This is a genomic window from Vibrio sp. STUT-A11, from assembly GCF_026000435.1.
GTDB lineage: Bacteria > Pseudomonadota > Gammaproteobacteria > Enterobacterales > Vibrionaceae > Vibrio.
This window is the reverse complement of the sequence record NZ_AP026764.1, coordinates 872,001-892,496: the sequence shown is the minus strand read 5'-3', so window position 1 is coordinate 892,496 and position 20,496 is coordinate 872,001. Positions and strand designations below refer to the sequence as shown.

The 20,496-nt window shown below is 44.3% G+C and carries 20 protein-coding genes; 7 read left to right on the top strand and 13 right to left on the bottom strand.

What is annotated here, in order from left to right; translation table 11 throughout:
* Window positions 1-12 precede the first annotated feature (12 nt).
* Window positions 13-468 (bottom strand): Lrp/AsnC family transcriptional regulator, encoded by a 456-nt coding sequence (locus tag OO774_RS19695; RefSeq protein WP_264908580.1) that lies wholly within the window; start codon window positions 466-468, stop codon window positions 13-15.
* 148 nt (window positions 469-616) lie between these two features.
* Between OO774_RS19695 and OO774_RS19690 the strand changes: the two genes are divergently transcribed.
* Together OO774_RS19690 and OO774_RS19685 are read left to right on the top strand one after the other, a co-directional pair.
* Window positions 617-1,543: a DMT family transporter gene (locus tag OO774_RS19690; protein ID WP_264908579.1), complete on the top strand. Its 927-nt coding sequence runs from the start codon at window positions 617-619 to the stop codon at window positions 1,541-1,543.
* Between the two features lie 231 nt (window positions 1,544-1,774).
* A complete protein-coding gene (locus OO774_RS19685; RefSeq protein WP_264908578.1) occupies window positions 1,775-2,458 on the top strand; it encodes a flagellar brake protein in 684 nt (227 codons plus the stop codon).
* 4 nt (window positions 2,459-2,462) lie between these two features.
* On the opposite strand, the gene OO774_RS19680 is transcribed toward OO774_RS19685, so the two are convergent.
* From OO774_RS19680 to OO774_RS19645, 8 genes are all read right to left on the bottom strand, one after another.
* Window positions 2,463-3,500: a DUF2955 domain-containing protein gene (locus OO774_RS19680; protein ID WP_264908576.1), complete on the bottom strand. Its 1,038-nt coding sequence runs from the start codon at window positions 3,498-3,500 to the stop codon at window positions 2,463-2,465.
* A 12-nt stretch (window positions 3,501-3,512) separates the two neighbouring features.
* A complete protein-coding gene (locus tag OO774_RS19675) occupies window positions 3,513-4,571 on the bottom strand; it encodes an HlyD family secretion protein (RefSeq protein ID WP_264908574.1) in 1,059 nt (352 codons plus the stop codon).
* A 33-nt stretch (window positions 4,572-4,604) separates the two neighbouring features.
* A complete protein-coding gene (locus tag OO774_RS19670; RefSeq protein ID WP_264908660.1) occupies window positions 4,605-5,060 on the bottom strand; it encodes a MarR family transcriptional regulator in 456 nt (151 codons plus the stop codon).
* Window positions 5,061-5,242: 182 nt separating this feature from the next.
* A complete protein-coding gene (gene luxQ, locus OO774_RS19665) occupies window positions 5,243-7,810 on the bottom strand; it encodes a quorum-sensing autoinducer 2 sensor kinase/phosphatase LuxQ (RefSeq protein ID WP_264908573.1) in 2,568 nt (855 codons plus the stop codon).
* Window positions 7,810-8,907: an autoinducer 2-binding periplasmic protein LuxP gene (locus OO774_RS19660; RefSeq protein WP_264908571.1), complete on the bottom strand. Its 1,098-nt coding sequence runs from the start codon at window positions 8,905-8,907 to the stop codon at window positions 7,810-7,812. Before OO774_RS19660 ends, luxQ begins: the two co-directional genes overlap by 1 nt.
* Before the next feature lie 278 nt (window positions 8,908-9,185).
* The gene (locus tag OO774_RS19655) at window positions 9,186-9,515 is read right to left on the bottom strand and encodes a GIY-YIG nuclease family protein (RefSeq protein WP_264908568.1); all 330 of its coding nucleotides are present in this window, start codon (window positions 9,513-9,515) and stop codon (window positions 9,186-9,188) included.
* A complete protein-coding gene (locus OO774_RS19650; RefSeq protein WP_264908566.1) occupies window positions 9,515-10,159 on the bottom strand; it encodes a YceH family protein in 645 nt (214 codons plus the stop codon). The genes OO774_RS19655 and OO774_RS19650 overlap by 1 nt, the downstream gene beginning before the upstream one ends.
* Window positions 10,160-10,316: 157 nt before the next feature.
* A complete protein-coding gene (locus OO774_RS19645; protein WP_264908659.1) occupies window positions 10,317-10,532 on the bottom strand; it encodes a hypothetical protein in 216 nt (71 codons plus the stop codon).
* A gap of 380 nt (window positions 10,533-10,912) precedes the next feature.
* On the opposite strand from OO774_RS19645, the gene OO774_RS19640 reads away from it, so the two are divergent.
* Entirely contained in the window at window positions 10,913-11,227 is a 315-nt protein-coding gene (locus OO774_RS19640) for a DUF496 family protein (RefSeq protein ID WP_264908565.1), read from the top strand.
* Window positions 11,228-11,359: 132 nt separating this feature from the next.
* Window positions 11,360-12,697 carry an MATE family efflux transporter gene (locus tag OO774_RS19635; protein WP_264908563.1) on the top strand — a complete coding sequence of 446 codons (1,338 nt, stop codon included), beginning with the start codon at window positions 11,360-11,362 and terminating at the stop codon, window positions 12,695-12,697.
* 299 nt (window positions 12,698-12,996) lie between these two features.
* Here the strand turns inward: OO774_RS19635 and OO774_RS19630 are convergent, their stop codons facing one another.
* On the bottom strand, window positions 12,997-13,980 hold the full coding sequence (locus OO774_RS19630) for a Gfo/Idh/MocA family oxidoreductase (protein ID WP_264908562.1): 984 nt from the start codon (window positions 13,978-13,980) through the stop codon (window positions 12,997-12,999).
* Between the two features lie 805 nt (window positions 13,981-14,785).
* Between OO774_RS19630 and OO774_RS19625 the strand changes: the two genes are divergently transcribed.
* Window positions 14,786-16,219: a glyceraldehyde-3-phosphate dehydrogenase gene (locus tag OO774_RS19625; RefSeq protein ID WP_264908561.1), complete on the top strand. Its 1,434-nt coding sequence runs from the start codon at window positions 14,786-14,788 to the stop codon at window positions 16,217-16,219.
* Window positions 16,220-16,481: 262 nt separating this feature from the next.
* Window positions 16,482-16,703 (top strand): hypothetical protein, encoded by a 222-nt coding sequence (locus tag OO774_RS19620; RefSeq protein ID WP_014233763.1) that lies wholly within the window; start codon window positions 16,482-16,484, stop codon window positions 16,701-16,703.
* A gap of 120 nt (window positions 16,704-16,823) precedes the next feature.
* Here OO774_RS19620 and OO774_RS19615 read toward each other — a convergent pair whose 3' ends face one another.
* From OO774_RS19615 to OO774_RS19605, 3 genes are all read right to left on the bottom strand, one after another.
* Complete coding sequence (locus OO774_RS19615; protein WP_264908560.1) at window positions 16,824-17,438, bottom strand: LysE family translocator; 615 nt, start codon at window positions 17,436-17,438, stop codon at window positions 16,824-16,826.
* Between the two features lie 94 nt (window positions 17,439-17,532).
* Entirely contained in the window at window positions 17,533-18,447 is a 915-nt protein-coding gene (locus tag OO774_RS19610; RefSeq protein ID WP_264908558.1) for a LysR family transcriptional regulator, read from the bottom strand.
* A gap of 41 nt (window positions 18,448-18,488) precedes the next feature.
* The gene (locus OO774_RS19605) at window positions 18,489-18,944 is read right to left on the bottom strand and encodes an Lrp/AsnC family transcriptional regulator (protein ID WP_065297797.1); all 456 of its coding nucleotides are present in this window, start codon (window positions 18,942-18,944) and stop codon (window positions 18,489-18,491) included.
* A gap of 179 nt (window positions 18,945-19,123) precedes the next feature.
* Here OO774_RS19605 and yjeH point away from each other — a divergent pair, with 179 nt between their 5' ends.
* Window positions 19,124-20,386: an L-methionine/branched-chain amino acid transporter gene (yjeH, locus tag OO774_RS19600; RefSeq protein ID WP_264908556.1), complete on the top strand. Its 1,263-nt coding sequence runs from the start codon at window positions 19,124-19,126 to the stop codon at window positions 20,384-20,386.
* Window positions 20,387-20,496 lie beyond the last annotated feature (110 nt).

Genomic DNA, 20,496 nt, shown 5'->3' with positions numbered 1-20,496 from the left:
TCGCTTTTTTGATCAAGCATAAACCGGAAGACTCCCATTCCTCTTTACTTCTCGTATTGCTAGATGGGTATGAATGTCTTTAACGTTCTCCAGCCTTTGTAGTTTCCTGGTGAAGTTTTCATAGCCTTCAAGATCCTTACTGACCACTTCTAGCAAGTAATCGTAAGCGCCCGACACCACATGACATGAGATGACCTCGTCCATCTCTACGATCGAATATTCAAATTCATCAATCGAAGAGGCTTGGTGGTTATTCAAACTCACTTCAACGAACACCGTCATCGCGATACCAACCTTGCTGCGGGATAATATCGCTCGATAACCATTAATGGCACCTTCTTGTTCAAGGCGCTTTATTCGCCTTGCACATGGTGAAGGCGACAACCCGACTCGATCTGCGAGATCAGCCGTCGTCAATGTGGCGTCCTTTTGAATCAGGTTAAGCAACTGCCTGTCTATTTTGTCCATTTCTCACTACCTGCCAAATATCATCAATATTTGCACTTTATACGCGTTTTTTCACCAACATTGAAATAAATCACGTCACAAATTGCCACCATTGAGCGTCGTTTTTATTCGACAATGAACACATCGATAGCAAGTTGGTACGTTTGGCATGATTCTGGGATACGCAGCAATATTTGTGACCTTACTTCTCTGGTCCGGTTTTTTCATTTCTCTCAAAGCAGGCGCGATTTCAGAACTTCATCCAGCCGATATCGCTTTAGTTAGATTTTTGATTCCGAGCGTGATCTTGTTACCTTTTGTCCTAAAGAACAAAAAAGCAATAAGCGCTATTCCCAACAAATACTTAACTGGCGTTGTTATGGGTAGCGGGCTGCCTTACTTACTGATCGTGGGTAGTGCCATGCACCTCGCGCCAGTCTCCCATGCCAGTGCATTGATCCCAGGCACATTACCGCTATTTGTCTCTGCCATCGCCGTAATTTTTTATCAACAAGCCTTGAGCCAGCACCGTTTATTTGGCCTTGCAACGGTATTATTGGGTATCTTTGTCTTCTTGTTTTCCAACGCAGGTGCGGATTACAACTGGTCACAATTACAAGGGCATCTACTATTTCTTACTGGCAGTGTAATGTGGGCTGTCTTTACCATTAGTGCGCGCGTCGCCAACCTGAATGCTCATGTGTGTGCGGGTTTTGTGGCGATTGCTTCACTGGCACTACTTACCATCGCCGTGGGTTTCGGTTGGGCAGACAGCTATTTAGCTATTACGCCAATCAAGTACTGGCCTTGGAAAGAGCTATTTGGACATGCCCTACTTCAAGGGGTAGGAGCTGGCTTGATCGCCTCGTATACTTTTATATACGCCATCCGAGTCATTGGTGCGGAAGCCAGTGCAGCTTTTGGTTCTCTAACTCCGGTCGTTGCGACGCTAATAGCGATCCCAATCTTTGATGAGCAACCTGATACTCTAACATGGCTGGCCCTGATGCTAGTGACATGTGGCAGTATTGTCGCCAGCCAGATATTTTTGAAAAGTGACCTGAGCCAACCTTATCGTCCGCCAGCGCATCGTTAAGAAGCCATAGGTTATGCGCCAATTATCATATCCACTAATTTGGTATTAATACAAAGTGGAACTATGCGAGAAGTGGTCACTCTATCATCAAATTTTATGGTAACGTGAATAGAGTAGTGATCGAATAGGTAAAAAAGCTCTAATAAGCCGTTATTTACACAAAGTATATTGCCTGAACAAATGCTGTTCTGATAGCCTCCCTAACAATAAGGGAATAAAACACTTGATGATATGCCAGCAACACACACGAAAGATGAATTGAGTCATTTCTTAAAACCGGGAACTAAGTTATCCATTGAAATGGAGCTAGGTCCGCAAAAGAGCAGCTCATACTCGACCACTTATTTAGGCTGTAAGGAAAACGCCTACCTGATAATAGATATTCCTACGAGACTAGTAGAAGATCATGCGATCAGAAGGCTCAATAATGCCGATGTCGTTATTCGTGGCGTGTCAGATACAGAACTGGGGCATGTTGTTGCGTTCAAGTCCAGCGTGTTAATGCACATTGTCCACCCTTCCCCCCTGTTGTTTGTTCGCTTACCCAAGACGTTTGCCACAAAACCCGTTCGCGAGTTTGAACGCTACAAACTTAAAATGGGTTGTACAATTGACCACAAGGGTAATCTTTACACTGGAAGTTTGATCGACTTTTCATTAGCCGGAATCGGCATTACGACCTTAATTGAGCCAGAGTTCCAAGTGGGTGATAACGTCACGATTGCTTCCGCACTCAGTGTTTATGTTGGTAAAGATAATGATTGCTTGATTGCGAATATCAAGAAGTTAACAAAAGGCTGGATAATTGGCATTAAGTTTGAGAAGCCAATCGCGATGACTGACCAACTGAAAATATCGTTGCTGGAACAGTATTTTCTGTCCAGCAACCAGCGTTTAATGCTAAAAGAGAATTGAACAGCTATTGTTCGCCAAAGCGAGTCGCCTCAAAGCTGTTAAGGAATCGATGTACCAGATAAGTCACCAGCAGCGTCGCAACAATGGCAAACAAGATACTGCTCACCCGATAAAGCGCACTAAAGATCAAGTCACCACCTGGGCTTAAGTATTGACCAAACAAAATGCCTAACGTGGTTAACCCACCAAAGCCGGCACCAGATCCACTCGATTCTTTAACGTGCATGTAGCTAAAGATCATTGCGCCAATCCACAACAGAGGAACGACGAATAGTAAAGTATCCGACCAATCATACAGCACCAGCTGACTAGTAATGCCGAACGCCACTCCCAATAACGTACCCATCGCTCTTTTGCGAGCATAGCCTAGGGCACCGTTCCAATGCATTGGAAACAACAACAGTATCGTCGTCGCCTGAGCAGACAAAGAGTCACTTAAGTCGAAAACTTGGAAAACCAGAAACGACATGGTTACGATACTCGCTCCCATCAATGCTTCATGACGCATGCGATGGCTTTTCTTCGGCTCCGAAGGTCTGACCGGAGGTTGGCGAGGCTCCGCATCTGGGATCAGAAACGTCACTAAGTACGCAACAACTACTGAGAGAACATTCGCTTCCAAATTACTGAAAATCAGATCATTGAGATCCGTACTCACATAACTGGAAAAGTGCAACATGATACTCAGGTTTAATACACTACTTGCACCGAACAAGAATAGACTGCCTTTAGACATACAAGCAAACTTGTACAGAAATAAACCGAAAGCAATCATCGTCATCATAAATGGATGACCGCCAAACAGTCCTGCAAGAATACCGACCTCAAGGCCACAAACTACGGCAGCAAAGATCATCTGACGAGCCGCGTGCAAGCTCATCACAGGCACCATACCAAGCAACAGCATAGGTGTCACAGTGTAGAATACACCGTAGTTCCACCCAAATAGCTTACATACGGTGAAACCTATCGTCGCGCCAGTAGCGATTCTAAGACACTGTCGGAGATCATTCTCTGACATGGGGTGGTCCCATAACTTCATACCACCTCCTGATTAATAGATGTAATGCAAGGCACTCAAGAAATGAATCTGAAGGTTACTAAACCATCCAGAAACCACATTCTCAGGTAACAGTTGAACTGTCGCGCGTGCCCCGGCTGGGAACGAATGGTGTTCTTGATCATCGATCGCTAAATGTAAACGCATACGCTGCGCATCCCTAACCCAACGGTCCGTCTCTGTCGGTGTGGCAAGTCGGCCATCAGCATCGAACTGACCTGAACTTACGCCAGCATCAATACTTGTGATTCGAGCTTCAAAAACTTCGCCCGGCAAGCTATCAAATGCTACGAGTGCACGGCTGTCACGATTAAAGTGACGTAGGCTCTTTTCACGAAAGTCAGCAATGATGTCAACATCATCTGAGACCAATGCAACCAGAGGGCTCGCCGCAGAGGCGTAAGCACCTGCTTCTAGTTGAAGGTTGGCGACCACGCCATCATGTTCAGCAATAACCTTGGTGTAAGACAGATTCAGCTCTGCTTGCTTAAGTTGGTTCTGCGCAACACGAACGCTGACATTATCTTCACCCAATTCACCACGGCTCACTTCTAACTCCTTAAGACGAGCGCGAGCTGCCAAAAGGTTGGCTTTTTCAGCGGTAGCACTGCTCTGCGCATCATCAAGTTGCTGCTGAGAGGTGCCGTTGCGATGAAACAGCTTATTCAAACGCGCTGCTTCTCTCACCTTTTGCTCTGCAACAATCTTGCTTGCTTGCACATCCGCTTTAGCCGCTGCTATTGAAGCGTCCAACTGGTCATTATTTTGAATAACCTGATCAAAATTGAGCTGAGCACGCTCAACCGCCAACTGGTAAGGCTCTGGATCGATCTGAAACAACACGTCACCCTTATGGATTTCTTGGTTGTTTGTTACGTAAATTTCTGTGATTTGCCCACTCACACGTGGCGCTACTTTGGTTACCACACGAGTTGCCATTGCTTGAGGAGTAAGGGGCATTGCCAGGTCAGCAATTAGAAAATAAGCAAAGACAAGGACAAACGCTACGCATGAATATTTAATCCAGCGCGCGAACTTTTGGTCTGGAGTCATAGGATTTAACTTCTCTTTATTAGGTTTTCTGACTTATTCGCTAAGTGTATCAAGTGCATTACGAGCAATTTGTTCTAGGATTAACCCCATGGTTTTCAGCTCGTCATCATTAATGTCCGACAGTAATTTTCTACGAACCTCATAGATTCGGCTCTCTAGTTGAGTAATAAGAGCTTTACCTTCATCAGTCAGACTAACAATACGAGCTCGCTTGTCATACTCACAACAACGTCGTATTACCAGAGACTGCTCTTCGAGTAATTTTAAGGTTCGCATTAATGACGACAGCTCTATCTCTAGTGCTTCCGCGAGATGCTTCTGACTGACGTTGTCCCCCATGCGATGCAACTTCCATAAGGCAGTCCAACGCGGGTACGTCAGGTTCAGAGGCTCAAGTTCTCGATCTGCGACCATTTTCCATAAACGAGAGACACGAGAGAGTTTTTCCGCAACGGAAAGCTCTCTCAAAATATCGACATCTTGAATCATTTGAAACACTCAATTACTTAGCATGCTAAGCAATATAGAATAGTTAGCATGCTAAGTAAATAGATTTGTGACAAAAATCACATTAAGTTCAAGGAAAGAAATTTGGCAGCAGGATGAGCTAAGGAGAATAAAAAAGGCACAACTTGTGTTGTGCCTGATGTTTGGTGATATTTTTATTACGCTCAGTCGTCTAAGAATCGCTGTTTATAATCCAAAAGTGCAGCGTGGAACGCATTCTCTTTAATCGGTTTGAGTAAGATGTAATTCGCTCCCGCTTCCATAAACGCATCACCAGTTTCCTTCGCGGTATCAGCCGTGCAAGCATAAATCGGCGTACCTAATTTCAAATTTCTGCGAATCTCTTTTGTGGCTTCTATACCACCTAAGTGAGGAAGTTGGTTATCCATCAAGATCAAATCATAGCTGTGATCTTTTAACCGCTCGATAGCCTCAAGCCCGTCTTTTGCCCAATCAACCTGCATTTCGTATTTATTACAAAAGGCTTTTAAAATAAACGCATTAGTATGATTGTCTTCAACAAGCAGGACTTTCAAGGTTTCACTAAACAAATCCTCAGGATTAATATGGCGGTTTGGTTTGTTTGCATCCAAGATACGCTCACGGTCTTTCACTGGTAATGTCACAACGAACGTTGTTCCAACCCCTTTTTGACTTTGAACTTGAACATTACCATCTAACATATCGACTAAACTCTTGACGATCGTCAGTCCTAAACCACTACCACCATATTCACGTGTTGTGGTTTCTTCTTCTTGCACAAACGGCTCAAACATCTGGTCGAGTTTACTCGGGTCGATACCAATACCCGTGTCCGAAATCTCGACCACTAGTACGCTGTTCTCAGCCCCTTCAAACTGTTCTAACTCCGCGCTCAGCCGAACACTTCCTGATGGGGTAAATTTGACAGCGTTACTAAGTAGGTTAAACATGATTTGGTTGAAACGAACCTGATCAGTAAACAGCGCCAGCTTCGGATCTAACTGGTTCTCAATGACCAGATCTACACCTTTGCTTTCACAGATCGGACGATAAATATTCTCTAAAGTACGAACGGTATCAGTGAAGGAAAACGAGTGTTTTTGAATATTAAATTTCCCTTGCTCGATTTTAGAAAAATCTAAAATATCATTCAAAACAGCAAGCAAGTGCTCACCACTATGGCGGAGCACATCTATCTGATTACTCTGCTCTTGTGATTGAACCGATCCTTTCAATAACTGGGCGACACCTAAAATCCCATTTATCGGCGTTCGAATTTCGTGACTCATCTTAGCTAGAAAATCCGCGCGAGCTTGAGCGGATTTTTCTGCTTCTTTTCTGGCGACATTACTTTGCTTTTCTGCTTCTATAAGGGTTGTGATGTCTTGCCCTTGAACAATGATGCCACTGAGATCGCCTTCAACAAGAATGGGTGATAAGTTCCAGCGATACACTTTTTCCCCGATCGGTACGTTTACCCCGGTTAAGGTTGCACCTTGTGATGCCATACGCAGATGCGGAAGTAATTTTTCTTTAAAGCTTTTAAACACCGGAGGCATTGTCTTCGAGTCATTTTCGAGCACCAGCTCTTTCCTCGCCGCCGGGTTTATTTGTATCAGTACTCCAACTTCAGACCACACCATTATCGGCGACAAAGCAAAGTTAAACAGGTCGCGAAATGAACGTTTTTGTGCTTCTAGCTCTTCAAACGTGTTTTCTAGCGTCGTTCCTATATCGTCGAATTCTTCGATATCTGACCCACCAAAACGCTCAAATCCTTTTTCTTCACGCGCTGAACGCGTATAAGACATCAAAGAGTCGAGTTGTTCTGATACCTTGTTTTCAATCCACTCTTTAGTCAGTAAGGCAATTAAAACCATCCCGATTACCGAAGCCATCATTGCCAAAAGGTGCTGAACCTGCAGGGTAACGACACTTTGGTTGTCCTGAACTGTCAGCAAAGACAAATCGGTATGCGCTGCGTTCACCTCAATGGGTGTTTTAATAATCAGTAATTGGTCAAGTTTCTCTTGAGACTCTTTGCGTTTCAGAACATCAAATATTTTATAAGATTCATCGCCAGCTAATGAGTTAGCTAAAGGTAGGTTGTTGGAAATGAGTACAACATTATCGACGTTACCTTCGTTCTTCAGCCTTTCCATCAAGCCAAAGTTGTTATCCAGAACGACAACATTGTAGGAGTAACCCATCACTTCACCCGTTTTAGGCTCAAGTACTGGTACTCTTCTAACCAGCAGGTGGCGTGCGCCCATTGGGGTCAGTGACGTAATGTAGTACCAGTTATTGGTGAATGTGACGCTACTGGAAATAGTATCGAGTATTGAGTCATTAATGCCATAAAAATGGGCGTTTCCGTCATCCCAGATGATGCCTTGATGATTTGTGAGGAAGCGAATTTCAGGCGTGTGCGCAGGATCACCCTGATCAATGCTTAGAAAAAAGAAATTCAAGGCCTCTTCGTCACGCTGACTATAAAAATCCAGCACCACATCGCTTTTAGAGTTGCTGTCGTGGTGGATTTGAATCGCAGCGAAATGACTGTCGAAAATATTCAGAATCAGGGCAGATGTCTGTTGCTTTGTCCTGTCAACTTCCTGCCAAATAATCTGTTTGGAGAAGTAATAACTCTGAACGAAGATGCCTAAAATTATCGGAGCAAGAACCAGAATAATAATTTTAGTAATGAGCGTCGACAAAGAGCGACGCTTTCTAGTTGATGTATTTGTCATCAATTATCTGAGTATCTAAATGCGCGCTTTCTTAAGGCTTCTATTCTTTTAGGAGAATCAGATGTGGTGACGACTTCATAGTCACCAGAATATACGGTTGGTACTGACTTCCCTTCCAAATCCCACTTTATGGCTTCTGCCATCGCAATACCTGTATCGTCGTTCATACGCATGACGGTTATATCCAACTCTCCATTTAAAATGGCGTCTAGCTCTGCAGAGCCCCCTCCCCAACCATTAATCATAATATCATCGCGCCCGAGTTCTGCTAGCGCTTCAACGGCACCAAGAGCGACGTCTGTTGAGCAAGCATAAATAAAATCGACATCAGGGTACTTGTCCAGACTGGCTTTTGCCGCCTCATACCCAGACTGCTTTGTCGCCTTGGTGTAATATGCAGATTGTAGCTCAAAGTTGCTGTCACGGTTTACCTGGTTAATAAATGTATTCCCTCTCACATCACTAATGTAGCCTTCTGAAAAATAAAGCACGCTGTAGTGGCTGTGTTTGGGGAAGCGTTGGCTAAACTCTTGCGCCAATTTTCTGCTGCCTTCTGCGTGATCAAAACCAACATAAAGAAACGGCTGGTGATTATTCCAATCTCTTACCGGTGTCGTAATGTTTTGTAAGATCAATTTGGTTTTTTTCGAATCCAATACATGCTCGATAAACTTACGATGTCTGGTAGTATCGAGAGTAAATATGAGATAGTCCGAGTTGCTTTTCAAAGCCTCCATTAGAGAGAGACTCTGCTGTTTAATATCGGCGTTTGGACGAGTAAAAACCTGATTGAGCTGATAGTTAATATTCAGCTTGTCTAACCGTTTTTCAAACGCATCAATATTTCTGATCCAGTAATCTGAAATTTGCTGCCCCGGGTAAACCACAGAAATTTTCAGTTCACGCTTTTTCTCGCTAGTAATCGGTTTCGGGTTTTCTCTGACAGCTTCAGCCAGCGCATTGGTTAGCTGCTTTTGCTCGGGGAATTCATCGAGAAACTCTTGATATTCCCAATACCCATTCAACACTTGCGAAGCATGTGATGCAGGGGAAATACCAATCATTAAAACGAGGGAGAATATTAACTCTTTTTTCATCTGTTGCTCTTTTAGTTTTTTCGAGCTTCATTCACTCTATTTATTATCTAGCCGAGTCATCCGTTACTTGGGCGCGTTGAACTATTGTAATCTACCTTCCACTCAGTACTGGTTTCAATATCATTTTCTTCGTTCTACATTATGCGTCAGATAAATCTTACATAACAAACGAATATTGCACGACATTCCATCATACTGTAAAAATAGATTTTCGCTAAAAAGAAGCCGCCTTAAAAAACCGGCGGCTTATGGTTAGTCAGTGTTGTGCGTTTAGTCGATCATTTGTAAGTATTTGACGGCAGTTCGGTCAAATTCAAGCTGTGGTTTTCATCTAGGCTAAGTGACGCTTTTGACTCAACTAATAACTCTTTTTTCTTTTTCGCGAGTTGCTTTATAAAATACTCAGCTTTCATTGCAACACTCTTGGAGTCAAACCTCATTGTCCATTCCAGAACTAATGGGCCTTTACCTTTCAGTGCCTTGGCGCCTTTACCATCCTGATGCTGTTTAAATCGGCGCTCAAGATCATTAGTTACACCACAATAGAGTGCATTACGGTTATTCCGTATCAAATAAACACTCCAAACCTGCTCCACACTTTCACTCATCAAAGTAGAGATTCTACCTGAGCTTTCAAAGCATCGAGTTCTTCTCTCAGCATTGCCACTTCTTGTTCAAGCTGACTAACACGATCTGAGCTCGGTGACACAGTCGCTGTTGTCTCGATAGCAGAGAAATCCACTTCACCGCAGAATAAATGCATATAACGAGATTCACGCTTACCAGCCTCTCGTGGCAGTTTTACGACTAATGGGCCTTTTTCTTCGCTCGCTAAGTGTTCCAGGACGTTTTCCACCTCTTTAACATCGCGAAACGTGGTCAGGCGGTTAGTTCGGGTGCGAATCTCACCTGGCGTCTGAGCCCCGCGCAACAACATGCAGCATACAATGCCTTTTTCTTGCTCTGTCAGTTTAAGGTCGCCAAACTCTGTGTTGCAAAAACGGTGCTGATATTTGCTCACTCGGCTATTAAAAGCACTTTCGTCACTGACGAGTCGACGTTCAATCAGCGCATCTACCGCATCTAATACATCGGACTCGGACAACGACATGACTGGCTCACGATTGCTTTTTTGATTACATGCGTTGGTAAGTGCATTCAGACTAAGGGGATAAAGATCGGGGGTCGTCACTTCTTTCTCGATCAGGCAACCAATTACTCGTGCTTCTGTTGCCGTTAGCTCAACTTTCATAATGCATTCCTTATTATTTTTTGCATTTGAATTTTATACTCAAGTCACTTCAAGGTGTCAGATTGAAACCTAAACGGTTTTGAAATAACTTGGTTATAAGGTAGTCAGGCTAAAGCATAGACTAAGACCTGACTCCTTTTATGAATCGGGTTTGGTCTTAGTGCTCGGAGAGAATAGGTACTTTTCTCAGGTTACCATCTTCATCAATCATCATTATTTTCGAACGATTGAGTTCAACTTCTGTAATTTCGAGTTGATTACGCGCATTGATGTATGCTGTTTTTAACTTCTCAGCCAAAGAGCTCGTGACTTGTTCACTATCTTGACTGTCGACTTGCTCCGCAGTGTTACGAGAGTCCATATCAAGTGTCATCATTTTGTATTTAGTGATGCTGATAATATAGTGAAGGCTCAATCATGACAACGCATCGATTCATTCTAACCCAGCGTTAAACACATATTTATCCAAACTAAGTCTCACAAAGACCGGTTTTGTTTAGCGATGGCCGACAATTCGAGTACGGAAATAGTAGTGCATGAGTCGTTTTAATTACGAAATTTCCTTGGCTTTGAAGGAACGCCAAATCAGGCTGAGCTGGCACAAACTAGCGATGATTTCTTGCTGTAAGGCTTGTCAACCAATGATTGGTCGAGAAGTGTTCAACTCATCGTCGTGATTGATCTAAAGACTGTTATGCTACGGGATGTTGTGCTTTAATCGAGAAAGATATTCACAAATTAGGAAAGGGAACTATGAGTAGCGTATTTGAAATCGTTAGCCAAGCTCGTCGCAAGAATAAATTGAAACGAGAGCTTCTTGATAACGAGAAAAAAGTTCGTGATAACCGCAAACGTGTAGACCTGCTAGAAAACCTTCTAGACTACATCAAGCCAGAGATGAGTCACGACGATATCTTAGCGATCATCAAAAACATGAAAGCAGATTACGAAGATCGTGTTGATGACCACATCATCAAGAGCGCAGAAATCTCTAAAGCACGTCGTGACATCAGCCGTCGCATTCGTGAACTGACGGAAGAAGACAAGCAAACTAGCGGCAAGAAATAGACACCAATAGTTCTGTTATAATTTGAACCCCGAGTAAGACAACTTGCTCGGGGTTTGTTTTTGTCACGGATCAAAGTGGTGTGTACAATTGCACCAACGTTATCCCAAACCTAATAACTGAATAAGCTTTCTATGTCCTCAACTACGATCAGTCCTCAACCTACATTAGCCAAGCAATTGTTCTCGATGACATGGCCCATGCTCTTTGGTGTTTTATCACTGATGAGTTTTCAGCTTGTGGACAGTGCTTTTATCGGCCAACTTGGCGTCTTACCTTTGGCGGTGCAAGGATTCACACTACCACTGCAAATGGTCGTGATCGGGATTCAGGTAGGCTTAGGTATCGCAACAACTGCGGTTATCTCTAAAGCACTAGGAGCCAATGAAACACGCTATGCTAAACAACTTGGCGGTTTAGTCCTGATGATAGGCTCGGTAGGGGTTGCGATAATCAGTGTGTTAATTTGGTTGCTTCGATACCCGATATTATCCATGCTCAGCGCGCCGGATACGGTTATGCCTATCATCGATAGTTACTGGCCATGGTGGTTACTGAGCTCCTGGACTGGTGCCCTCCTCTACTTTTACTACAGCATCTGTCGAGCCCACGGAAATACCATGTTGCCGGGCACTATGATGATGATCACCAGCGGCGTGAACTTAGTTCTCGATCCGATCTTCATTTTTACCTTCGATCTCGGCATTAATGGCGCAGCGCTTGCGACAATTACCGCGTTCAGTTTCGGTATTTTGGTCGTGGCTCCACGAGTCAAAAAGAACCATTGGGCCACAACACAATGGCAAGACTTAAACGTAGTAAAGAGTGTCCGTTCTATCGGCAATATAATGGGGCCGGCGATGATAAGCCAGCTCTTGCCTCCTTTGTCTTCCATGCTCGCAACTAAGCTACTGGCTGGATTTGGTACGGCAGCCGTCGCGGCATGGGCGCTGGGATCGCGTTTTGAGTTTTTCGCTATTGTCTCCGTGCTCGCATTAACTATGTCTTTACCACCAATGGTAGGGCGATTGCTTGGCGCAAAAAACTATGATGATATTCAATCGCTGGTAAGTATTGCGGTTAAGTTTATTATGATCTTCCAGCTCTTAATTGCCGTTATTACCTTTGCTGTCGCGAACCCTCTGGCGTTATTAATGACCAGTGATATTCAGGTTGAGCAAGTGTTAGAAATGCATTTGATGATCGTTCCGATTAGCTTGGGCTCGCTGGGCGTATGTATGCTGATGGTTTCTGTCTGCAATGCATTAGGTAAGTCATACACGGCGCTTACCGTTTCGGCGTTACGTCTGTTCGTCTTTTTCCTGCCGTGTTTATGGGTTGGCTCTCAGATTGGGGGAATCAGAGGCCTTCTGCTTGGTGCTTGTCTCGGTAATATATGCGCGGGCATCGCTGCTTATCTCACATATCGTCGCACTATCGTAATGTTGTCTGAAATGCGTAAAGCGAATTAAGCTGATAATGCGAGCAACTCACTCATTGCTGGAACAAAGCCCTCCACATGTGATCGTACCGCTCGTTTAACGGCGAACGGTAGATCACAACCAGCCGTCATTCTGGACAGCGACGAAGGAGCGTGATTCAGAATCTTCTATCGGAGCCCTTTGTCGCCAAAATTATTCCTCTATTTTTTCAGCGTGTTGATAATAGATTCCTAGTCTCGCTATGGCTCGCTGGAATGACCCGGTAATGGGCGATTGGCATTATCCACACGCAAGGGCATCATTCTTTACCTCGGACGCCTTCTAATACATCAAGCCGTTTTGTCCGCTGGAAAAACAACGCCAGTTTGTCTTCTGACTTCAGTCAGGACTTTTGCTACCGTCAATGAGCGTTGTTTGGTGCTCTCATCAATCACACCTAACTTAAGTTGCTCGGCAAAAGCTTTCGCTTCGTAAAACATGTGGTTTTCGGTTTGTGGCAGAGTCAGAACTTCTTTCTCTTGACCACGAAGAATGCGCTCGACGCCACGCCCGGTGGAGATCATATCAACTAGCACACTACCCTGTTCACCCTGAAATTCACTCGGGATCAACGAGTCACTCACTTTTGAATGCAGTAGATTAACGTTGAAACCATCGTAGGCGAGCGTCACACTACCACACCCGTCTACACCAGATGGTAAAACAAACGCACTGGCCTGAACCTGGTTAGGCTCGCCAAATAACTCAATCGCAGCGCCTAGGCAGTAATAGCCGATATCCATAATTGAGCCATTGGAAAAATCGGGATTGAATGTATTCGGGTTCTCGCCGTTTAAATACTTTTGATAGCGCGATGAATATTGGCAATAGCTGATTGTCGCATGTCTTAACGGAGAAATGGTGGGCAGGCTTTCTTTCAACACAGTAAAGTTGGGAGTGTAAGGCGACATAAATGCCTCAAAAAGCACGACTTCATTTTCTTCAGCGCACTTAAACATCTCTTGTGCAAGGGCGTAATTTGAGGCTATCGGCTTTTCACAAATGACATGCTTACCAGATTTTAGCATTTGCAGCGCTTGAGGCGCATGAAGTGAATTTGGACTAGCAAGGTAAACCGCATCAATATCGGGATCATTGCCCAAAGCGTCTAAACTGTCATAGAAAGTCTCTGCATGGTATGGCGCACCAAATGAACGCGCCTTGTCAAACTCTCTCGAGTATACGGCTTTGAGGCGAAACTCCCCCGTTTGTATCGCTGCTTCAACAAATTGTTGAGATATCCAGTTCGTCCCAATAATCGCGAGATTAAACATGTCATTTCCTTCTAATTTTGATCGTAAACGCCAAGTGACTACAGCTATGTCGTCGATTTAAACAAGGTTTATTGGATTAGACAACGTCTAGGAACGAAAGAGTTTCATAGCGGTATGACTCAGCCGCCCCAAGAGTGACAACGTAACCAATGAAACTAGAAACTTAGCGTAGTAAATCGTCGTTTTATTGATAAGCCTCAAGTCTCTCAACCCTCAGGGCTGGTAATTTTAGGCCGTTCGAAACTTATCAGATACGAAGTTTAATCCTGATTTTTCTCCTCTCGTGAATAGTAGACATAGTATTTAAATGGTTAATATATAATTTATGAGGTATTAACCTAAGTTCACATTGTGATGTGCTGCAAATTTTTGATATTAAATTTCAAACTCACAAACCTATTTAAGGCCATCCATTCGTCTTAGTTAACAAAAAGCATAATTACGACTTTTATGTTTACCTCTTGAGTTGCGTTATCGATTCACATCACAAATTAATGTAATTAACAGTCTTAATTTCAATCAAAACTATTGATGGAAAACATTATCATCGCAAAATAAGTTTGCACATTTGAAAATGTCAACACCTTAAATACAACGCCTTAGTCACATTAATCATCCATATAATCACCGTATAACAGTGATTTTCACTGGATTTATTTTTCCTAGCAGAATAAGCCCTTCAACCGTAGAATTCGCCCCATAATTATTACAACCCTACATTACCACCAAACTCCTACGCTCTACCGTAGAGGTAAACAGCGGCGAGTATGGTTAGCCCCCAAAACGTGAAAGGTCCAATACAACAATGAGTCCAGAGAAATATCTCCAAGACTGGCAAACTAGCCAAACGATTGCTGAATCTATTTCCCCTCTAATTGGTAAGCTGTATCGTGAAAAAGGAATCGAAGTGGTTCTGTTCGGTAAAACGCTTATCAACGCCACTACTATCGACATTCTCAAAACTCACCGCGTAGCAAGACGATACACTGGAAACCCTCTTTCTCTAGAGCAGACAATGCCTATCATTGAAGCACTATGTGAAATGAGCATTGCTTCTAGCCGCGTGGATATCGGTCATTTGGCATCTAAGTATTGGAATGAGCACGAAGACACTTCTGCACTGAATGATTTCCTACAAACCGCACTTCAAGGTGCTCGTGATGCAGACTCTTCTCTGAAAGCTCGCGATGTCGTTCTTTACGGTTTTGGTCGTATCGGTCGTCTACTAACACGTCTTCTTATTGAAAAGAGCGGCCCTGGTTACCCACTACGACTTCGTGCAATCGTTGTACGTGGCGGCAAGAAAGGCGACTTAGAGAAGCGTGCTAGCCTACTTCGTCGTGACTCGGTACACGGCCAATTCAACGGCAGCATCATCATTGATGAAGAGCGTAAAGCACTGATTGTGAACGGCAACTTCATTCAAATCATCTACGCAAACAACCCAAGCGAGGTTGACTACACCGCTTACGGCATTAACAACGCACTTGTTGTAGACAACACAGGCGTTTGGCGTGATGCAGAAGGCCTAAGTCAGCACCTGGCATGTAACGGCGCACAGAAAGTACTCCTGACTGCACCTGGTAAAGGCGATATCAAGAACGTTGTATTTGGTGTAAACGAATCTGTGATTCAAGAAGAAGACACCATCATCTCAGCAGCAAGCTGTACAACAAACGCGATTACACCAGTACTGAAAGCGTTGAACGATAAGTACGGTGTACTTTCAGGCCACATCGAAACGGTTCACTCTTACACTAACGACCAAAACCTGATCGATAACTTCCACTCAGGCGATCGCCGTGGACGTAGTGCATCTCTGAACATGGTTCTGACTTCAACTGGCGCAGCAAAAGCAGTAGCAAAAGCACTGCCTGAACTGGCTGGAAAACTAACAGGTAACGCGATTCGCGTACCTACGCCAAACGTTTCAATGGCAGTTGCAAACCTAAACCTGGGTGAAGACGTGGATCGCGATTCACTGAACGACTACCTACGTGAAATGGCTCTGAACTCTGAGCTATCAGCACAGATTGATTACACAGACTCAACTGAAATCGTTTCAACGGACTTAGTCGGTTCTCGTCACCCTGGCGTAGTTGATGGTCAAGCGACTATCGCACAAGACAAGCGTTGTGTACTGTACATCTGGTACGACAACGAATTCGGTTACAGCTGCCAAGTTGTGCACTGTATGGAACAAATGATGGGTGTTCGTTACCAAACATTCCCTCGATAGGTGAACATTGCTCCACAACGTTAACCACATGGTGTAGCGAACTATACCTCAACATTTGTTCTTTATAATAAGCGCGAAAGCGCACTACTAATCTTAACTCCCCATTTATACGCCTGAGCTTCCCCTCAGGCGTTTTTTATTCATACGATTTAACTTTCTTCAGACTTTGACATTCCTCAGACATAGTGAGCCCTATTGTTCATGTTTCGTTCATATTCACAGGGGTAATCTGAACACATAGACGAATAGAGAGGTCAAGTTTATGAATCGGATCATCGTTACAGCACTGGCACTGATTACAGGCCTTTTTGCTTTAGTATTTAGCCTCATCATGGCGATCCCATTGACCATCGCGGCACTGATCACCGGAAAACGTATTGAGAAGCGCGTCAAGTACATGCAAAAAGAGATGCAGCAAGAATATGAATTTAATACAGGAAAAGCAGACGCGATAGAAGGCGAATTTGAAGAAGTTCGCCGATAAGAGCATTAAAGTGTTTCTCAACCCCCTCGTCCCCAAAAGCTAACAAAGCTCCTGAGAAACTCCTTGCTTACACCCAGCCTTGAACAAGCTGGGTGCTTTTTTATGTTCTGGAAATCAAATTTATATCGTTACAACCACGCGCAGCGCCAACAACATGAGCACAACGCCAGACAAGCGATCGATCAACACCGCTTTTGAGCGAATACGATCTACCACTCGCGAGCTGGAGAGTACGATAGTAATGAAGGTGTACCACAAACCGTCAACGATAAACGGCGTAGCAACAATGATCATTTGATTGCTCAGATCGTTACCCAGCGCAACGAACTGGCTAAATAACGCGATAAAAAACAGTGCTATTTTGGGGCTGAGAATAGAGATAAAAAAGCCTTCTCTTGCCGACTGAGCAACGGTAGTTTCCTGACCAGATTCAAGCTTAGCCGCTACACCGCCTTTCGAACGCAGAGCATTAAACCCCAAATAGGCCAAGTACGCTGCCCCCGCCAAGCTGATTGCTTTAAACAGTAGCGGGCTTTGCTGTAAAACCACTGCCAAGCCGATCAGAGTAATAAATGCATATATCCCGATACCAAATGCGTGTGCCCACGCTGTCGCCAACCCATTAACACGACCACCAGCCAAAGCGTGTTTAGCGACAATCGCCAAACTAGGCCCTGGAGACATAGCGCCCAATAAACATACGGTAAAAAGTGATAGCCAAACTGTTAGTGTCATAAAATCCTCTCCTCATTTGGTATCAATCTATCAAGTGAAGGGATATAAATAGAAATCAAAGTTTTTCATAAAGGTCATGACTTGAAATCATAACTTAATGAATAGAGTATTCCGATAGCTTCATCACTGTCCGAATTTGTTCTCTAACCCAACGATGGGCAGGATCGGTGTCGTATTTTGGATGCCACATCAACCAATATTCATGTGTCTGGGTTGCAAAAGGCAGTGGTTTATTGACTAAACGCCAATGTTTGGCAAGATTCAGCGCAATATGTTCCGGCACGACCATAAGGTTGTCACTCGTTACCAGTCTGTTTACGGCGGCAGAGAAGAAAGGCACTTTAAATGCGATATGACGCTCCAGACCCATCTCTTTTAACGCCAGATCAGCACTGGAGTCCTTGTCTCCACCTCCCGTTACCTTTATGTGCGAATAGCTGACGAGTTGCTTCGCGCTGATACTTTTACACTTAGCCAGAGGATGTGAATCTTTCATCAGACAAACCGAATTATCCGAGCCGATATTGATGCTCGATACGCCTTCTGGTTTGGAGGGGTACATAGAAGAAGCGATGTGAATGCCGAGCTCATGCAGTTTGTCCAGAAAGTCTGGCTGCCAAAGCCGATAAGCCATATCAAGTTGTGGCGCGAACTCACTGAGGTGCGACGCTATATCCGGTAGAACATATTGGGCAACGTAATCACTCGACGCAATCACGAGTTCTCCCTGCCAGTCTTTGGGCTCAAATGGCTTGTCATCCAAAAGATGGTCAAATTCCGCAAGTAACGCATCCAGTTTTTCTTTTAGCGCTATCGCTCTTGGTGTAGGAATCAGCTGATTACCCTGGCGAATAAGAAGTGGATCACCACACAGCTCGCGGAGTTGAGCCAGCTGACGACTCACCGCAGATTGCGTGATGTTCAGTCGATGCGCAGTGCGGCTTACATGACACTCTTCGAGCAAAACATGTAAGGATCTCAGCAAGTTTAAATTGATGTGGTTTAGCATTGTTTATCCGATTGAATGGTACTTACGTCTGGCTTTGCCGATCACTTAACGAACTTATTCCCAGTGGTATTAAAAAACTCGGTTAACACAGTATGAGTCATGAGATGTCGAAGCTCAGGAAAGCGTTGAATTTGGTCTCTGACCTCATTCAGTCGGTTCATGTTGGGAACCTCGACAAAGACCATCATATCGGTTTCTCCGCTAATGGCATGACACCATTTCACCCCATCAATTTTGTACAGCTCATTTGCGTAAGATTCGCAGTAGTACGTTGAGGTGGAGGTATCGAACTTCAGAGCAAAATAGGCGCAGATTGAATCCCCTTCACTAGAGGCGATTTCTGCATGATAACCCAAGATAACTTTGTCATTTTCGAGCTTACGAATTCGAGCCGTCACCGCCGAGCGAGAGAGGTTCACTTTTTCTGCGATTTCAGTGACTGACAGCCGGGCATTGTGCCGGAGGATATCTATGATCTTGTGATCAAACTTGTCCATAAACTTACCGCTTCTTCCTTATTTTCTTCATTTTATAACGATTTTAAATGCATAAGAAACCAACATTTTGTTGGAATTATTTGAAACAACCGTCATATTGGCGGTGCAGTAACGCATTTTGTATTTGAGAACTCATTTATTCTTAGACTTCCCTTAGTTCGACACCGTCAGAGACCAGCATGGAACAGCTCAAAAAAGACATCTCACTTATATCCGGCATCGCCCAACTTTCCACCACATTGATGGGCACAGGTCTATTTATGATACCGGCGATTGCGGCAGGTATTGCAGGGCATTTTTCACTCTGGGCATGGATATTACTGTTCGCGGCGATTTGCCCGATTGCTCTGACGTTTGCTCAATTAGGTAAGCGATATCCCAACGCTGGCGGCACCGCTTTCTTCGTCCGAAAAGCGTTTAATGCAAAATTAGAAAGTAGCGTTGCCTGGCTGTTTGTCAGTGTGATCCCGGTGGGGATCCCAGCCGCTATCGCACTTGCTGCGGGTTTTCTCAAACAACTTCTGCCCGAGCCACTAAACAATGACTTATTCGCTCAAGTACTCACCATCGCGCTACTGATATTGGTTAACTTGCTAGGAACAAAGTCATCAGGGCGTTTGCAAACAGTGATCGCACTGAGTGTATTTGCGCTGGTTGGTGCATTTCTATGGGAAGGAGAAATCAGCAGTGTTGATCTAACCATGCCTGCCGTCACAACCGACTCGATTTGGTCAATTACTTCAGCGCTTGCTGTGATGTTTTGGTGTTTTGTCGGCATAGAAGCATTTGCACACATGGGCGAAGAGTTTAAGAACCCACAACGCGACTTTCCTATCGCGATTATTGTCGGATGTTTCGTTGCTGGCGCAACCTATTGGGCATGTTCGGTTGTGATATTAAAGTTTGGCGCTTATGGCACCCCTCAGTTTGATAATGCCTCCATACCTTGGCTAAGTGCACAGCTACTGGGAGACAGTGCCAAATGGATCATCAGCGTGATCGGCTTTTCTGCTTGTTTTGCCAGTGTCAATTTATACACTCAAAGCTTGTCCCGAATGGTTTGGAGTCAAGCTCGTGAATATCGTCCAGACAGTAAACTGGCGAAAGTCTCGCATCGGGGCGTTCCTTCCTCTGCAACATTGCTGGTTGGCTTCATCCTGTTTGTGTCCTGTGTGGCAGGCACACTATCTCAACTTGATTTAGAGTTTTTCCTTAAACTCGCGAACAGCATTTTTGTGTTGGTTTATCTGCTTGCCATGCTCGCCGCATACAAACTGCTGCAAGGCGTTGGTAAAGCTCTGGCTGGAATTTCTCTAATTCTTTGCACTGGCGTCTTTGTCTGCTTAGGTTGGTCCATGCTGTATGCGCTAACGATTTTTTTCCTGCTGTCATTGCCATGGAAGCAATGGAGACAAAAGCGACAAGCACGGGTGATAGAGTAACCGCATCAACATCTGTTCTCGAACCGCTGGCACCACCAGCGGTTTTGTTTTCAAATGTATCCAATAGCACTGTTTTCCCGTATAACAAAAGGTTAGAACTGAAAGCGTTA

Excerpts from the sequence above, each read along its gene's own strand:
- OO774_RS19670 (WP_264908660.1), bottom strand. The coding sequence starts at position 5,060 with ATGATTCAAGATGTCGATATTTTGAGAGAGCTTTCCGTTGCGGAAAAA.
- OO774_RS19620 (WP_014233763.1), top strand. The coding sequence starts at position 16,482 with ATGAATCGGATCATCGTTACAGCACTGGCACTGATTACAGGCCTTTTT.
- yjeH (WP_264908556.1), top strand. The coding sequence starts at position 19,124 with ATGGAACAGCTCAAAAAAGACATCTCACTTATATCCGGCATCGCCCAA.
- OO774_RS19685 (WP_264908578.1), top strand. The coding sequence starts at position 1,775 with ATGCCAGCAACACACACGAAAGATGAATTGAGTCATTTCTTAAAACCG.
- OO774_RS19655 (WP_264908568.1), bottom strand. The coding sequence starts at position 9,515 with ATGAGTGAAAGTGTGGAGCAGGTTTGGAGTGTTTATTTGATACGGAAT.
- OO774_RS19645 (WP_264908659.1), bottom strand. The coding sequence starts at position 10,532 with ATGACACTTGATATGGACTCTCGTAACACTGCGGAGCAAGTCGACAGT.
- OO774_RS19630 (WP_264908562.1), bottom strand. The coding sequence starts at position 13,980 with ATGTTTAATCTCGCGATTATTGGGACGAACTGGATATCTCAACAATTT.
- OO774_RS19625 (WP_264908561.1), top strand. The coding sequence starts at position 14,786 with ATGAGTCCAGAGAAATATCTCCAAGACTGGCAAACTAGCCAAACGATT.
- luxQ (WP_264908573.1), bottom strand. The coding sequence starts at position 7,810 with ATGACAAATACATCAACTAGAAAGCGTCGCTCTTTGTCGACGCTCATT.
- OO774_RS19640 (WP_264908565.1), top strand. The coding sequence starts at position 10,913 with ATGAGTAGCGTATTTGAAATCGTTAGCCAAGCTCGTCGCAAGAATAAA.
- OO774_RS19610 (WP_264908558.1), bottom strand. The coding sequence starts at position 18,447 with ATGCTAAACCACATCAATTTAAACTTGCTGAGATCCTTACATGTTTTG.
- OO774_RS19675 (WP_264908574.1), bottom strand. The coding sequence starts at position 4,571 with ATGACTCCAGACCAAAAGTTCGCGCGCTGGATTAAATATTCATGCGTA.
- OO774_RS19635 (WP_264908563.1), top strand. The coding sequence starts at position 11,360 with ATGTCCTCAACTACGATCAGTCCTCAACCTACATTAGCCAAGCAATTG.
- OO774_RS19695 (WP_264908580.1), bottom strand. The coding sequence starts at position 468 with ATGGACAAAATAGACAGGCAGTTGCTTAACCTGATTCAAAAGGACGCC.
- OO774_RS19690 (WP_264908579.1), top strand. The coding sequence starts at position 617 with ATGATTCTGGGATACGCAGCAATATTTGTGACCTTACTTCTCTGGTCC.
- OO774_RS19660 (WP_264908571.1), bottom strand. The coding sequence starts at position 8,907 with ATGAAAAAAGAGTTAATATTCTCCCTCGTTTTAATGATTGGTATTTCC.
- OO774_RS19680 (WP_264908576.1), bottom strand. The coding sequence starts at position 3,500 with ATGAAGTTATGGGACCACCCCATGTCAGAGAATGATCTCCGACAGTGT.
- OO774_RS19605 (WP_065297797.1), bottom strand. The coding sequence starts at position 18,944 with ATGGACAAGTTTGATCACAAGATCATAGATATCCTCCGGCACAATGCC.
- OO774_RS19615 (WP_264908560.1), bottom strand. The coding sequence starts at position 17,438 with ATGACACTAACAGTTTGGCTATCACTTTTTACCGTATGTTTATTGGGC.
- OO774_RS19650 (WP_264908566.1), bottom strand. The coding sequence starts at position 10,159 with ATGAAAGTTGAGCTAACGGCAACAGAAGCACGAGTAATTGGTTGCCTG.